11 protein-coding genes and 1 tRNA gene are annotated in these 14,214 nt (G+C 72.4%); 4 read left to right on the top strand and 8 right to left on the bottom strand.

Features of this window, described 5'->3' with window-relative positions; translation table 11 throughout:
* Positions 1 to 6: 6 nt before the first annotated feature.
* The 3 genes from GPA04_RS09345 (at position 7) to GPA04_RS09335 (ending at position 3,852) form a co-directional block, all read left to right on the top strand.
* Entirely contained in the window at positions 7 to 366 is a 360-nt protein-coding gene (locus tag GPA04_RS09345; RefSeq protein ID WP_156223799.1) for a hypothetical protein, read from the top strand.
* Positions 367 to 437: 71 nt separating this feature from the next.
* Positions 438 to 510, top strand: a tRNA-Arg gene (locus GPA04_RS09340).
* Between the two features lie 180 nt (positions 511 to 690).
* On the top strand, positions 691 to 3,852 hold the full coding sequence (locus GPA04_RS09335) for a GH92 family glycosyl hydrolase (protein ID WP_156223798.1): 3,162 nt from the start codon (positions 691 to 693) through the stop codon (positions 3,850 to 3,852).
* Positions 3,853 to 3,862: 10 nt separating this feature from the next.
* Here the strand turns inward: GPA04_RS09335 and GPA04_RS09330 are convergent, their stop codons facing one another.
* The 7 genes from GPA04_RS09330 to GPA04_RS09300 all read right to left on the bottom strand — a co-directional run bounded on the left by GPA04_RS09330 (position 3,863) and on the right by GPA04_RS09300 (position 11,903).
* Positions 3,863 to 5,335: an NAD-dependent succinate-semialdehyde dehydrogenase gene (locus GPA04_RS09330; protein ID WP_156223797.1), complete on the bottom strand. Its 1,473-nt coding sequence runs from the start codon at positions 5,333 to 5,335 to the stop codon at positions 3,863 to 3,865.
* A gap of 181 nt (positions 5,336 to 5,516) precedes the next feature.
* Positions 5,517 to 6,269 (bottom strand): aldolase/citrate lyase family protein, encoded by a 753-nt coding sequence (locus tag GPA04_RS09325; RefSeq protein WP_277754293.1) that lies wholly within the window; start codon positions 6,267 to 6,269, stop codon positions 5,517 to 5,519.
* On the bottom strand, positions 6,266 to 7,060 hold the full coding sequence (locus tag GPA04_RS09320) for a 2-keto-4-pentenoate hydratase (RefSeq protein ID WP_156223795.1): 795 nt from the start codon (positions 7,058 to 7,060) through the stop codon (positions 6,266 to 6,268). Before GPA04_RS09320 ends, GPA04_RS09325 begins: the two co-directional genes overlap by 4 nt.
* Complete coding sequence (gene hpaD / locus GPA04_RS09315) at positions 7,057 to 8,181, bottom strand: 3,4-dihydroxyphenylacetate 2,3-dioxygenase (RefSeq protein ID WP_156223794.1); 1,125 nt, start codon at positions 8,179 to 8,181, stop codon at positions 7,057 to 7,059. Before hpaD ends, GPA04_RS09320 begins: the two co-directional genes overlap by 4 nt.
* Before the next feature lies 1 nt (position 8,182).
* Positions 8,183 to 9,724 carry a 5-carboxymethyl-2-hydroxymuconate semialdehyde dehydrogenase gene (gene hpaE, locus GPA04_RS09310; protein WP_156223793.1) on the bottom strand — a complete coding sequence of 514 codons (1,542 nt, stop codon included), beginning with the start codon at positions 9,722 to 9,724 and terminating at the stop codon, positions 8,183 to 8,185.
* Positions 9,721 to 10,422 carry a GntR family transcriptional regulator gene (locus GPA04_RS09305; RefSeq protein ID WP_156223792.1) on the bottom strand — a complete coding sequence of 234 codons (702 nt, stop codon included), beginning with the start codon at positions 10,420 to 10,422 and terminating at the stop codon, positions 9,721 to 9,723. The genes hpaE and GPA04_RS09305 overlap by 4 nt, the downstream gene beginning before the upstream one ends.
* The gene (locus GPA04_RS09300; RefSeq protein ID WP_156223791.1) at positions 10,419 to 11,903 is read right to left on the bottom strand and encodes a fumarylacetoacetate hydrolase family protein; all 1,485 of its coding nucleotides are present in this window, start codon (positions 11,901 to 11,903) and stop codon (positions 10,419 to 10,421) included. Before GPA04_RS09300 ends, GPA04_RS09305 begins: the two co-directional genes overlap by 4 nt.
* Positions 11,904 to 11,998: 95 nt before the next feature.
* Here GPA04_RS09300 and GPA04_RS09295 point away from each other — a divergent pair, with 95 nt between their 5' ends.
* Entirely contained in the window at positions 11,999 to 13,279 is a 1,281-nt protein-coding gene (locus GPA04_RS09295) for a PucR family transcriptional regulator (protein ID WP_156223790.1), read from the top strand.
* Here GPA04_RS09295 and GPA04_RS09290 read toward each other — a convergent pair.
* Positions 13,245 to 14,204 carry an LLM class flavin-dependent oxidoreductase gene (locus GPA04_RS09290; protein ID WP_156223789.1) on the bottom strand — a complete coding sequence of 320 codons (960 nt, stop codon included), beginning with the start codon at positions 14,202 to 14,204 and terminating at the stop codon, positions 13,245 to 13,247. The two genes, GPA04_RS09295 and GPA04_RS09290, sit on opposite strands and share 35 nt — an antisense overlap.
* Between the last annotated feature and the right edge of the window lie 10 nt (positions 14,205 to 14,214).

Here is a 14,214-nt window from a genome sequence, read left to right as displayed (position 1 = left end):
ATCACCATGACCAGGACCACCAGGTTGCGAAGCGCCTCGCTGGCGCTGGCGCTCGCCTCCGCGCTCGCGCTCGCGGGGTGCGGAGCAGGGGCGGGCGACGACGAGATGGGCGACGAGGAGATGACGTCGGAGGAGGTGACGTCGGAGGAGATGGCCTCGGAGTCGTGCGACCCGATGGAGGAGATGACCTCGGAGGACGAGATGACCTCGGACGAGGAGATGACGTCGGACGAGGAGATGACCTCGGAGGAGGAGATGACCGACGAGATGTCGGGTGAGGACATGTCAGGTGAGGACATGTCGCCGTCGGACGAGATGAGCTCGGAGGAGATGGACGGCGAGGAGATGACCACCGAGGCCTGCTGACCAGCGAGTTCGCGACCACCCCGCTCGAGGCGGTAGGATGCTCTGCGGTCCTTCGGTTACCCGATGGGCAAGCGCCCGTAGCTTAATGGATAGAGCATCTGACTACGGATCAGAAGGTTGGGGGTTCGAGTCCCTCCGGGCGCGCTCGTTGAGACAGCGAGCAGAACGGCTCCACATCAGGGAAACCTGCGGTGGAGCCGTTCGTGCATCAGGCAGATGGCAGCGAACGGACGTGCTCCGATCCCAGGGGCGTCGAGACCCACCGGCGGGTCGGAGAGCGAGGGCCGTGTGACGGGGACCGATCCTGGGGCCGCAGGAGGTCCCGTGCCCACCGCGTCCGCGAGGGTCGAGCGGCACGCCCCCGAGCACGTGGTGACGGGGCGGGCCGGCGTCGGCCTCGTCAGCGCGATCCCGTGGCGGGTGCAGGTGCCACCGGGGGAGCAGACGCACACGGTGCGCCTCCCCGAGCTGCAGGGGCGCCGCATCGGCGCCGGCCAGCAGCTAATCTGGGCGCTGCTGCCGCAGGGCCTGCCGGACGAGCTGAGCGATGTCACCGCTCTCGACGAGCTGGACGACCTCTGGGCCGGCACCGCCGTCAGCCTCGATCTCGTCGCCGACGACGGCAGCCGCCTCAGCGCCACGGGCGCGGTGGACCAGTACGGCGTCCGGCTGGATCCTGTCGCTCAGGCCGACGCCCGCATGATGTGGGTGGACCAGTGGAACCTGCGGCGCGTCGACCTCGACGGGTGGGACGGCCGGAGCATCGCGCAGGTGGAGCTCGTCGTCCGGGCCTGCCCGGGACGGGTCGTCACCGTGTTCGTCGACGGCGTCGCGCTGGCTGCCGTTCCGGAGATCGGCGCCGAGCCGGTCGAGCAGGTGCGCACCACGCGCGGTTCGCACTCCGCGCCCGCGTTCTCGCGGGGCAACACGGCGCCGTTGGTCGGGGTGCCCCACGGACGCCTCTACGCCGTGCCGGTCACCGATGCCGCGGCGCCCGACTGGGTCTATCGCTGGCACGGCGAAGGCCCCGCGGACGACCCGCGACCGCGGCTGCAGGCGATCGCCACCTCGCACCTGCCGAGCCCGTGGATCCGCGAGCGCGGCGCCTTCCAGGTGATGCCGGCGGACGGCCTCCACCCGGAGCTGGGCCGGAGCGAGCGCGGCCTGGCGTTCGACCACGACCACGAGATGGACCGCCCGCACGTGTGGTCGGCTCGGCTCGACGGCGGTCTGGTCGTCGAGGCCGCGGCGGGCGACAGCGTGATGGGGGTGCGGTGCTCGTTCCCCTCCGGGGATGGCTCGTTCGTCCTCGACCACCGGGGCACGGTCACCGACGTCCGCATCGAGCTGGATGAGGCGGGTCTGACGGTGTCCTGCCTTCTCGACGACACCCCCGGCGCGCCGCCGCAGCACGTGCACGTCCGGGTCCCGGCGGCCACGGCACACACGCTGACGGTGGCGAGCGGTCAGATGCGCGGCGCGGTCCAGGTCGCCGGCTCCGGATCCGCCGAGGTGCTCGTCGGGCTCTCGAGCATCGACGCCGCCACGGCGGCCGCTCACGTGGCCGCCGCGCCCGGTGTGGACGCGCTGATCGCCACCGCCCGTGACCGGTGGAACGCGCTCCTGGCGATCGTCGAGGCGCCCGACGCGACTCCGGACGACCTGGTCCTGCTCCGTTCCAGCCTCTACCGGCTGTTCCTCTTTCCCACCCGTCACGACGAGCAGACCCCGCAGGGGCGACGTTGGCGCAGCCCCTACGAGGTCCCCGACATCCGATCGATCCGCGCGCCCGAGCTGGGTCCGCGCCCTGCGCTCGGGGCGGGCAGCTACGCGGCGACCAACGGGTTCTGGGACACCTACCGCACCGCCTGGCCGCTCCTCGGGCTGCTCACCCCGGACTCGGCCGGTGACCTGGCCGACGGCTTCCTCGCCCACTTCCGCGACACCGGCTGGGTGCCGCGGTGGAGCGCCCCGGCGCCCGTGGACTGCATGACGGGCACGACGAGCGACACCGTGCTCGCCGACCTGCTCGTCAAGGACGTCCCCGGCATCGATCTGCAGGACGCCTGGCAGAGCGTGCTCGCGCACGCAGGAGTGCCGGCCCCCGACCGTCGGGTCGGCCGCAAGGGCCTGCACCAGGGTCTCTTCCGCCGGTACGTCTCGACCGAGGTGCACGAGGGCATGTCCTGGACCCTCGACGCCGCCCTCAACGACTGGGCCGGGTCACAGCTGGGCCGCCTCGTGGCAGCCACCCTGCCCGAGGGTGCCGAACGTCGCCGGGTCGAGGCCGAGACGGAGTGGCTGGCCCGCCGCTCGCTGCTCTACCAGGAGGTCTTCCAGGCCGGGTCCGGGTTCTTCGTCGGCCGGGACGCCGACGGCGGCTGGCGGCGGGGACCCGACGAGCTCGACCCCGACGAGTGGGGCCACGACTACACCGAGACCAACGCCTGGGGCACCGCCGTCACGGTGCCGCACGACGGTGCGGGGCTCGTGGCGCTCCACGGCGGTGAGGCCGGGCTGTCCGCGATGCTCGACGCGATCGTGGCGCGCCCCGAGACGGGCGCGGCGCGGCATGCAGGGTCCTACGGTCGCCCGATCCACGAGATGACGGAGGCGCGCGACTGCCGCACCGGGATGGTCGCGCTGTCCAACCAGCCGGCGCACCACATCCCGTTCATGTACATGCACGTGGGTCGTCACGACGACGCGCACGCGCTGGTCGCCGATGCGCTCGACCGCCTGTTCGTCGGTACCGACCTGGGGCAGGGCTTCGCGGGCGACGAGGACAACGGGGAGATGTCGGCGTGGTGGGTGTTCGCCTCGGTCGGGCTGTACCCGCTCGTCCCGGCCTCCGGCAGCTGGGTGCTGCTGCCACCGCGGCTGCCGCACGTGGTGATCCGGCCGCCTGGGCGCGCGCCGATCACGATCCGGGTGACCAACCCCTCGCGCGAGCGTCGCTTCATCGCCTCGGTGCGGGTCGACGGCCGGCCATGGGAGCAGGTGTCGATCCCCGACGAGCTCCTGCGCGGGGGTACGACGCTGGAGTTCACGCTCGCGGAGGAGCCCACCGGGTGGGCCGCGGGCTCTCGGCCGCCCTCGGCGCGCGAGCTGCACGGCCACACCGAGCCGCTCCGTGACCTGACCGAGGGGGCACCCTGCTCTCACGCCGCCGTGATCGACGACGTCGCGGGCACGCCCGTGCCGCTCGCGGCCGGTGAGACGGTCGAGGTACGCCTGCCCGAGCCGCGCCGGTGCGGCAGCCTCATGACCGTCACGGCCGACGTCCCCGGCCGCATGAGCTGGTCGCTGCTGGCCGAGGTCGACGGCGACTGGGTGGTCGCCGACGCGCGCGTGGCCGAGGAGTTCACCCGGACGCAGCAGACCCGGGTGTTCCGCATCGAGCCGCCCTCGGCCCCGGTGACGGCGTTCCGGTGGGTGGCGGACGAGGCCGTGGTGCTCAGGCAGCTCGAGGTCTTCGCGCCCTGAGCGTCCCGGGCTACCCGAACGGGTCCGGCGTCAGCGTGTACTTGGTCTCGAGGTACTCCCCGATCCCCTCGAAGCCGCCCTCGCGGCCGATGCCGGACAGCTTCCAGCCGCCGAACGGCGCGGCCGCGTTGGAGACCACGCCCACGTTGAGACCCATCATCCCGGTCTCCAGCCGGTCGATCATCCGCTGGCCGCGCGCCAGGTCGCGCGTGAACACGTACGACACCAGCCCGAACTCGGTGTCGTTGGCGATCCGCACCGCCTCGTCCTCGTCCGCGAAGCTCACGATCGCAAGCACCGGGCCGAAGATCTCCTCGCGCAGGATGTCGCTGCCCGGTTGCACGTCGCTCAGCACGGTGGCCTCGTAGAACGAGCCTGGGCCGTCGACCGTGCGTGCGCCCGTGCGGACCTCGGCGCCGCGCTCGACGGCGTCGCTCACCAGCGCGTCGGCCTTGTCGACCGCACGGTCGTCGATGAGCGGTCCGATCGTGACGCCGTCCTCGGTGCCGCGGCCGGTGGTGAAGGACTGCACGCGCTCGGTCACCCGGCGCGTGAACTCCTCGGCCACGTCACGGTGCACGATGAAGCGGTTGGCGGCGGTGCAGGCCTGCCCGATGTTGCGGAACTTCGCCAGCATCGCGCCGTCGACCGCCTTGTCGAGGTCGGCGTCCTCGAACACGACGAAGGGCGCGTTGCCGCCCAGCTCCATCGACGTGCGCAGCACCCCGGGTGCCGCCTGCTTCAGCAGCTGCTGGCCGACCGCCGTCGAGCCCGTGAAGGAGAGCTTCCGCAGCCGCCGGTCGGCGATGATCGGCTCCGACACGGGACCGGACTCCGAAGTGGTGATCACGTTGACGACGCCGTCGGGCAGCCCGGCGTCCACGAGGATCTGGGTGAAGAAGCTCGTCGTGAGCGGCGTCAGCGCCGCCGGCTTGACCACCACGGTGCAGCCGGCCGCGAGCGCCGGTGCGATCTTGCGCGTCGCCATCGCCAGCGGGAAGTTCCAGGGCGTGATCAGGTAGCACGGCCCCACCGGGTGCTTGGTCACGATCATCCGGCCGGAGCCCTCGGGGTTGACGCCGTACCGGCCCTGGACCCGCACCGCCTCCTCGCTGAACCAGCGCAGGAACTCGCCGCCGTACGTCACCTCGCCCCGCGACTCGGCCAGCGGCTTGCCCATCTCCAGCGTCATCAGCAGCGCCAGGTCCTCGGCACGCTCCTGCACGAGGTCGAAGGCCCGGCGCAGCAGCTCGGCGCGCTCGCGCGCCGGCGTCCGGGACCAGCTTGGGAAGGCTGCGCAGGCGGCGTCCATCGCGGCGGCGCCGTCCGCCGCCGAGGCGTCGGCCACCTCCTTGATGACCTCACCGGTCGCGGGATCGGTCACCTGCAACGTGCGGCCGTTCTCCGCGGCCCGCCACCGGCCCCCGATGAACACGCCGTCAGGCACACGTGCCAGCAGGTCAGCCTCGTCGGATGTCGTCATGTCTCGTCCTCCCGTTCAGACGATTTCACCGCACTTTCGTCCGGACGGCGGTGACATCGGGGTGGTCGGATGTGCGGTGAAACCGCGGGCTGGTCGAAAGTGCGTTGAAAGCGGGGGTTGGTCGGAAGTGCGTTGAAAGCGGGGGGTGGTCGGAAGTGCGTTGAAAGCGGGGGTGGGGGTGTCAGCGGAAGCGGGTGGCGAGGTCCTCGGAGCCGCGCGCCAGCAGGGTCACGTCGGCGCCCACGGTGATGAAGGTGGCGCCGGCGTCCAGGTATCGCCGCGCCGCCGTCGGGTCGAACGCGTTCACGCCGGCGGCCTTGCCCTGGCCGCGGACGGCGTCGAACGTGGCCAGCACCGCCGCCGTGACGTCCGGATGGGTCTGCTGACCCAGCAGCCCCATCGAGGCAGCCAGGTCCGAGGGGCCAACGTAGACGCCGTCGACCCCGTCGACGGCGGCGATCTGCGCCGCGGCCTCGACGCCGGCCATCGTCTCGACCTGGACCATCAGGGACACGTGGGTGTCGGCGTCGGCCAGGTAGTTCTCGGCCCGGCCCCACCGGCCCGAGCGCGCCAACGCCGCTGCCACCCCGCGGACGCCACCGGGCGGGTAACGCACCGCGGCGGCGGCCGCCTGCGCCTCCTCGACGGTCGAGACCATCGGCACCACGAGGTTCTGCGCACCGAGGTCGAGGACCTGCTTGATGATCGCTGCGTCGTTGACCGGCACCCGCACCACCGGCGTCACCGGGTAGGCGGCGACCGCATGCAGCTGGGCCATGATCGTGCTCAGGTCGTTCGGCGCGTGCTCGCCGTCGATCAGCAGCCAGTCCATCCCGCTGCCCGCACAGATCTCCGCCACCAGCGGGCTCGCCGAGCCGCACCACATCCCGATCAGGGGGCGCTCGGAGGTGGCGATCGCCTCGCGGAAGGTCATCGGAAGCTGCATGTGATCGTTCCCATCGGTCCGTAGTCGCACGTCACGGTGTCGCCGCGCGACACCCACAGCGGCCGGGTGAAGGAGCCGGCCAGGATGATCTCGCCGGCCTCGAGCCGGTCACCGTGCTGGTGCAGCTTGTTCGCCAGCCACGCCACCCCAGTCGCCGGGTGCCCGAGCACGCCCGCCGCCACCCCGGTCTCCTCGATCGTGCCGTTCTTCGCCAGCAGCGCCGCGACCCAGCGCAGGTCGACGTCCTCCGGAGGCTTGGCCGTCTCGCCCAGCACCATCGCACCGTAGGCGGCGTTGTCCGCGACGGTGTCGACGATCGTGCGCCCCTCGAGCTCGATGTGGGAGTTCAGCACCTCGAGCGCGGGGACCACCGACGCCGTGGCGGCCAGCACGTGCTCGAGGGTGCAGTCCGGCCCTGCCAGCGGCGAGGCGAGCCGGAACGCGAGCTCCACCTCGACCCGCACGTTGGAGAAGGCGTCGACCTCGAGGACCACCCCGGAACGGTGCACGGTGTCGTCGAACATCACGCCGTAGTCCGGCTCGCTGATGCCCGTCGCCGCCTGCATCGCCCTGGACGTCAGCCCGATCTTGCGCCCCACCAGCGTGCGCCCCGCCGCGACCTGCCGATCCCGCCAGACGCGCTGGATCGCATACGAGTCCTCGATCGTGGCCTCGGGGTGGCGGGCGGTGATCCGGGGGATCACCGTGTGCGCGCGGTCGGCCTCCGCGAGCTCGTCGGCCAGCGCCGCGATCACCTCGGTCGAGAGCGCACCGGTCACAGCTGGTTGCCCAGCTTCTGCTCGCCCTTGCGCGTGTAGGAGAAGCCGTCGGCACCGATCGTGACCGCCATCTCGGACCGGTCGGTGCGCGCGGACACCGGCTGCGGGTTGCCGTCGAGGTCGAGCACCAGCGAGGCCTCGGTGTACCAGCTCGGCACCACCGGGTTGCCCCACCAGTCGCGCCGCTGGTTGTCGTGCACGTCCCACGTGACCACCGGGTTGTCCGGGTCGCCCGTGTAGTAGTCCTGCGTGTAGATCTCCACGCGGTGCCCGTCCGGGTCGCGCAGGTACAGGTAGAAGGCGTTGGAGACGCCGTGCCTTCCGGGGCCGCGCTCGATCAGCTCGGAGCGCCGGAGGGCCCCGAGCTTGTCGCAGATCGCCAGGATGTTGTGCTTCTCGTGCGTCGCGAACGCCACGTGGTGCATGCGCGGGCCGTCGCCGCCCGTCATCGCGGTGTCGTGCACGGTCGGCTTGCGCCGCATCCACGCCGCGTAGACCACGCCGTCGGCGTCCTGGATGTCCTCGGTGACCCGGAACCCGAGATCCTCCATGTACGCGACCGCGCGCGGCACGTCCGGCGTCACCTGGTTGAAGTGGTCCAGCCGCACCAGGGTGCCCGGCGTGTACAGGTCGTAGCGCCAGGCGAGGCGCTCCACGTGCTCCACCTCGTGGAAGAACTCGTACGGGAACCCCAGCGGGTCCTGCACGCGCACGGCGTCGCCGACGCCGTTCGTGAAGCCCTCGGGGCGCCGCTCCACCCGGCACCCCAGCTCGGTGTAGAAGGCGACCGCCCGGTCCAGGTCGGCGGGTGAGCGCACCCGGTAGCTGAAGGCGGCGGCGGCGGCCACGGGGCCCTGGCGCAGCACCAGGTTGTGGTGGATGAACTCCTCCATCGTGCGCAGGTAGATCGCGGTCTCGTCCTCCTCGGTCACCACGAGCCCGAGGATGTCGACGTAGAAGACCCGCGACGCCGCGAGGTCGGTCACCACGATCTCCATGTACGCGCAGCGGAGCACGTCGGGCGGAGGGCTCGACGGCGTCGGGAGGCTCGCGCCGGTCCGGATCGGGCTGTCCTGGGTCACCACCGGCTCGGGGGAGGAGGGTGTGATGGGGCTCGTCATGTCAGTGTCCTCGGTCGCCGTCGGCAGCCTTGCCGAACGTCGGGTTGTGGACCTGGCCGAGCGTGATGTGCACGGCCTGCTGGTCGGTGTAGAAGTCGATCGAGCGGTAGCCGCCCTCGTGGCCCAGGCCGGAGGCCTTGACGCCGCCGAACGGGGTGCGCAGGTCGCGCACGTTGTTGCTGTTGAGCCAGACCATCCCGGCCTCCACGGCCTGCGCGACGTTGTGCGCCCGCTTCAGGTCGTTGGTCCAGACGTACGCCGCCAGCCCGTACCGGGTGTCGTTGGCGAGCTCGAGGGCCTCGGCCTCGGTGTCGAACGGCGTGATTGCCACCACGGGGCCGAAGATCTCCTCCTGGAAGATCCGGGCCGTCGGCGGCACGTCCGCGAACACCGTCGGTGCGACGAAGTTGCCGGTCGCGAAACCGTGCGGCCGGCCGCCGCCGGCGACCAGGCGCGCCTCGGTCTTGCCGATCTGGATGTAGGCCATCACCTTCTCGTAGTGCTCCGGGTGCACGAGCGCGCCCACCTCGGTGGCGGCGTCGTGCGGGTAGCCGACGCGGACCGCCTCGGCCTGCGTCGCGTACCTCGCGACGAACTCGTCGTAGATCTCGCGCTGCACGAGGATCCGGGACCCGGCGGTGCAGCGCTCGCCGTTGAGCGAGAACACCCCGAAGATCGTGGCGTCCACAGCGGCGTCGAGGTCGGCGTCCGCGAAGACGATCGCCGGGCTCTTGCCGCCCAGCTCCATCGACAGACCCTTCAGGTAGGGCGCCGCGTTGGCGAAGATGAGCTGCCCGGTGCTGCTCTCGCCCGTGAAGGAGATCAGCGGGACGTCGGGGTGCTTCACGAGCGCGTCGCCCGCCTCCTCGCCCAGGCCGTTGACGAGGTTGAAGACCCCGCGCGGCAGCCCGGCCTCCTCGAAGATCTCGGCCCACAGCGACGCCGACAGCGGCGTGAACTCCGCAGGCTTGAGCACCACCGTGTTGCCGGTGGCCAGCGCCGGCCCGAGCTTCCACGACTCCAGCATGAACGGGGTGTTCCACGGGGTGATCAGGCCGGCCACGCCGATCGGCTTGCGGTTGACGTAGTTGATCTGCCGCCCCGGGACCTTGAAGGTGTCGTCCGTCTGCGCCACCACGAGATCGGCGAAGAACCGGAAGTTCTCCGCCGCGCGCCGCGCCTGGCCCAGCGCCTGCGTGATCGGCAGCCCGGAGTCGAAGGACTCCAGCTCGGCGAGCCGGGCGTCGCGAGACTCCACGAGGTCGGCGACCCGGTGGAGGACCCGGGACCGCTCCCGCGGGAGCAGCCGCGGCCACGGTCCCTCGGTGAACGCCCTGCGCGCAGCCGCCACCGCTCGATCGATCTCCGCCTTGCCGCCGGCCGCGGCCTGCACGTAGGTGGCGTTGCTGACCGGGTCGAGCACGTCGAAGCTCGCGCCGTCCGCCGAGTCGACGAGCTCGCCGTCGATGTAGTGCTGGATCCTGCGGGGCAGGTCGGCGGGGACGTACCCGCTGCCGGCAGGGTCGTGGCTCGTGGTGCTCATGCCGTGCCTCCTTCGGTGGCGTGCTCGCTCAGCGTGCGGCTGAGGAAGGCTTGCAGGGTGCCCGCCCGGTGCAGGCGCAGCTGCTGCTCGATGTCGTCGATGGGCGCGCCGCGCTCGATGAGGCCGAGGATCTCCTCGTGCTCGGCGACCGACGTGCCGGCGCGGTCGGGCACGAACGTGAAGATCGAGTCCCGCATGTTGCCCAGCCGTGCCCACTCGGCCTCGACCAGCTCCACCAGCCGAGCGTTCGGGCAGCGGCGGTAGAGGATCGCGTGGAACTGCTGGTTGAGCGCGGTGAAGGCGTGCGGGTCGAAGGGGTCGGCGTCGACGAGCTGGGCGTACATGCGCTCGTTGACCTCGCGTGCCCGGCGCAGGTCGCCGGCGGTGAGCTCGCGCGCCGCCATCGCGGTGGCCGCGGCCTCGATGAGGCTGAGCGCCTGCATGCTCGCGCGGTACCGGTTCTCGTCGACCATCGACACGTGGGCGCCGACGTTGCGCTCGTACGTCACCAGCCCCTCGGCCTCGAGCTGGCGGATCGCCTCCCGCACCGGGACCACGCTCATGCCGAGCTCGGCGGCGATCGAGCCGAGCACCAGCCGGCGCCCGGGGGTGAGCTGCTGGTTCGCGATCTGCCCCTTGAGCCAGTGGTAGGCCTGCTGCGACTTGCTGAGCGTCGCCGGCGCTCCGACGTCGGTCACGGCCGGCTCCCGCCGGCGCGGTCGGCGTCGTAGCGGGCTCGCCAGGTGGCCGACATCGGGAACAGCCCGTCGACCGGGTGGCCCTCGGCGACGCGTGCGGCGATCCAGGCGTCCTCGGCCTCCTGCGCCAGCGCGGCGTCGGCCACCTCCTCGGCGAGGCCGGGCGGGATCACGATGACGCCGTCGTCGTCGCCCACGATGATGTCGCCCGGCTGCACGGTGGCGCCGCCGCACGCGATCGTGACGTCGGCCTCCCACGGCACGTGCCGACGCCCGAGCACCGCAGGATGGTGACCGGCGGCGAAGACCGGGAGGATGTCGGCGACCGCGGCGGCGTCCCGGACCCCGCCGTCGGTGACCACGCCGGCCGCCCCACGTGCCTTCGCCCGTAGCGCCAGGATGTCGCCGAGCGTCCCGGACCCGGTCTCGCCCCGTGCCTCGATCACGATCACCTCGCCGCGCTCGACGGCGTCGAACACGCGCTTCTGCGCGTTGTAGCCACCGCCGTGCGAGGCGAACAGGTCCTCCCGGTTCGGCACGAACCTCAGGGTCCTGGCCACGCCGACGACCGTGACGCCCGCGCGCAGCGGGGCGACGCCGTCGAGCACGACGTTGTTCAGGCCCCGTTTGCGGAGCTGGGCCGACAGCCCGGCGGTCGGCGCCCGGCGCAGCTTGTCCAGCAGTGCGGCGTCGAGCCCGCTCCGCTCGGGCGCCAGACCGGCCGCCTCGCGCGAGCCCCAGGCCTCCGCCCGCTGCTGGTCGTCGATCGCCGGCAGAGATCCCAGCGCGGCGTCGAACGGCACATCGCCCTGCGTGACGGTCGTGACCAGCCTCCCGGTGCTGGGGGCACCGGTGACCGTGGGGGCGTCGACCTCGATCTCGACCACGTCGCCCGGGCCGATGACGCTCGAGCCCGACGGGGTGCCGGTCAGGATGACGTCGCCGACCTCGAGCGTCAGGTGCTGCGACAGGTCGGCGACCATCTGCGCGAGCGGGAAGATCAGACCCGCCGAGGTGTCCTCCTGGGCGAGCTCGCCGTTGACCCAGGTGCGCACGCGCAGCGCGGCGGGGTCGAGCGAGGCGGCATCCAGCAGCGCCGGGCCGATCGGGGTGTACCCGTCGCCGCCCTTGGAGCGCAGGTTGGAGCCCTTGTCGTTCGCACGCAGGTCGTAGACGCCGAGGTCGTTGGCCGCGGTGACCCAGCCGACGTGGTGCCAGGCCCGCGCGAGCGGGACGCGGCGGGCCTCGGTCCCGATCACGAGCGCGATCTCGCCCTCGAAGGCGAGCAGCTCCGTGCCGGCCGGCCGCTCGACCACACCTCCGGAGGCAGCCACCGAGCTGGAGGGCTTGAGGAAGTACGAGAGGTGGGCGGGCCGGCGGCCGCGCTGCTCGGCGCGCGAGGCGTAGGACAGGTGCACCGCCACGACCTTGCCCGGGCGGCGACCGAGCGCGGCGAAGCGCTCTGCTGGATCGATCGTCATGAGCTCCCTCGCTCTTGCGTGACCACGATCGTATACGATGCGCCGGCCGTGAGAGGCGCAACCGCCAGGCAGCGCTCGAGCCGTACGGTGACCCGGTGGAGTCCCTCACCCGCAGCGGGGCGCTGCCCCCGGGCGGAGCCGAGGAGGTCGCGCGCGTCGCGCGCGCGATGCTCAGCGAGCTCGACGACCTGCTGCACACGATCACCGAGCGCGTCTGGCAGACCGTGCCCGGCTACTCGCAGTTCCTGCCCGACCGGCAGGAGCTGACCGCGCGCATCGGCGAGAGCGTCCTCAACGTGGTGACCTGCCTGCAGGAGTGGCGCGAGCCGAGCCCCGCCGAGCTCGCGCGCTCGGCGCGGACCGGTGAGCGGCGCGCGCTGCAGGGCGTCGCGTCGATCGCGATGATCCAGTCGTTCCGGACCGCGGAGCGGGTGCTGCTGGAGGAGCTGCAGGGCTGGTGCACGCGGATGCAGGTCCGCGCGGCCACCGCCCGCGCGGTCCGGGCCGCGCTGCTGCGCGACCTCGACGCGATCGAACGGTCGATGCTCGACGCCTACACCCACCTGCAGATCCAGATCGAGGCCGACCGCCGGCTCAGCGAGCCGCGGTTGTTCCGGCGGCTCGCGGCCGGGGTGCCGATCGACACCTCCGAGCTCTCCGAGCTGGCGGTCGCCATCGGCGTCGCCGACCCGGACAAGACCCAGTTCGTCACCGCCGCCGTCCGGCTGTGGCCACGCCCGGACGGCACCCCTGTCGATCGCGTGACGGCGGACCAGATCCGGCACCGCGTCGTCACCGAGCTCGCTCGATCGCTCGGCAGCGCGGTGCTCTCGGGCGTGGTCGAGGAGGTGGGGCAGCCGGTCGTGCTGGTGGCGATGCCGTGGGACCTGGAGCCGGAGGCGCTGCTGCTGGACCTGGCGCGCGCGGTCGCCCCGATCTCGGAGACGCCGGTCACCACCGGCATCGGTGACCGCTGCACGGGGCTCGCCACCCTCGGCACCTCCTGCCGGCAGGCGCTGGCAGCCGCGGCGGTCGTGGGCGCTCCGGGTGGGCTGCACCTGTACGCCGACACGCTGCTGGAGATCATGGTGCGCCGCGAGCCGGCGATCGCGCGCCAGCTCGTGGACCGCTACCTCGGCGAGCTCAGCGGTGAGCTGCTCACCACGCTGCGGACCCACCTCGACCAGCGGCTCTCGTTACGCGCGACGGCCGCCGTGCTCGGCGTCCACAAGAACACGGTGTCCTACCGGCTGCACCGGATCGAGGAGCTCAGCGGGCTCGATCTTCACCGACCGCGCGATCTCAGCCGGCTCGTGGTCGCACTCGAGGCCGCCGAGCAGATCAGCGCAGTCCCGCCAGCCGCGCAGCAGCCATGACGCCGTCGACGAGGTGCTCAGGATCCGTGCCGCCGTCGTCGATGACCACCAGCGACGCCAGCCCTGCGTCGCGGTAGGCGAGCATGCGGGCGGCTGCGTCCTCGAGCGTGCCCGCCACCGTGAGCGCGCGGATCATCGCGTCGGAGACCAGCTGCGCCGAGGGCTCGCCGTCGAGGAACCGGCGCCGGATGGTCGCCGCCAGCTCCTGGTCGATGCCCGCGTGCTCGGTGATCGCGGACGCCCCGTGCAGCCCGAGGTACTTGGCGGTGTGCACGCGGAGCCGGTCGACGGCGCTCGCGCGGTCGGGACCGACCGAGAAGGTGGCGTACGCGGTCAGCTCCGGGGCGCCGTGCTCGGTGGCCACCCACCGCACGTACTCGGGTGAGGACAGCACGGACAGGAACAGCCCGTCGGCCTCCTGCGCGCCGAGCTGCAGCGCGCGCGGCCCCTTGACGCCCCAGACGAGCGGGATGGTGCGCGGCGGCCGGGCGTCGAGCGCGGTGTCGAGCCGCTGACCGCGGACCAGATCGGTCACGCGCTCGCCCGCGAGCAGCCGCCGCAGTGCTGCGGTGTAGTCGGAGAGCACCGAGATCGGGCGCTCGAAGTCGATGCCGAGCCGCCCGGACATCCAGCCGGCGTTGCTGGCACCGAGCCCCAGCACGCTGCGGCCGTCGGCGATCTCGTCCAGCGCCTGCGCCTCCATCGCGGTGAGCACCACGTGCCGGGTCCACGGGTTGACCACGCCGATCCCGATCCGGACCCGCTGGGTGACCGCGGCCATCGCACCGGTGACGGCGAACGCGCCCCGTTCGGTGTAGTCCTCGCTCACCCAGACCTCGTCGAGGCCGGCGTCCTCGGCCTGGCGCGCGATCCGCACCGCGCCCGCGGCCGACCGCAGACCCGAGGGTGCGATCCCGATCCTCATGCCGACAGCC

This window comes from Pseudactinotalea suaedae (assembly GCF_009733815.1).
In the GTDB taxonomy this organism is placed as follows: domain Bacteria; phylum Actinomycetota; class Actinomycetes; order Actinomycetales; family Beutenbergiaceae; genus Pseudactinotalea; species Pseudactinotalea suaedae.
The sequence above is the reverse complement of the archived record's forward strand: the minus strand, read 5'-3'. Positions and strand labels throughout refer to the sequence as shown.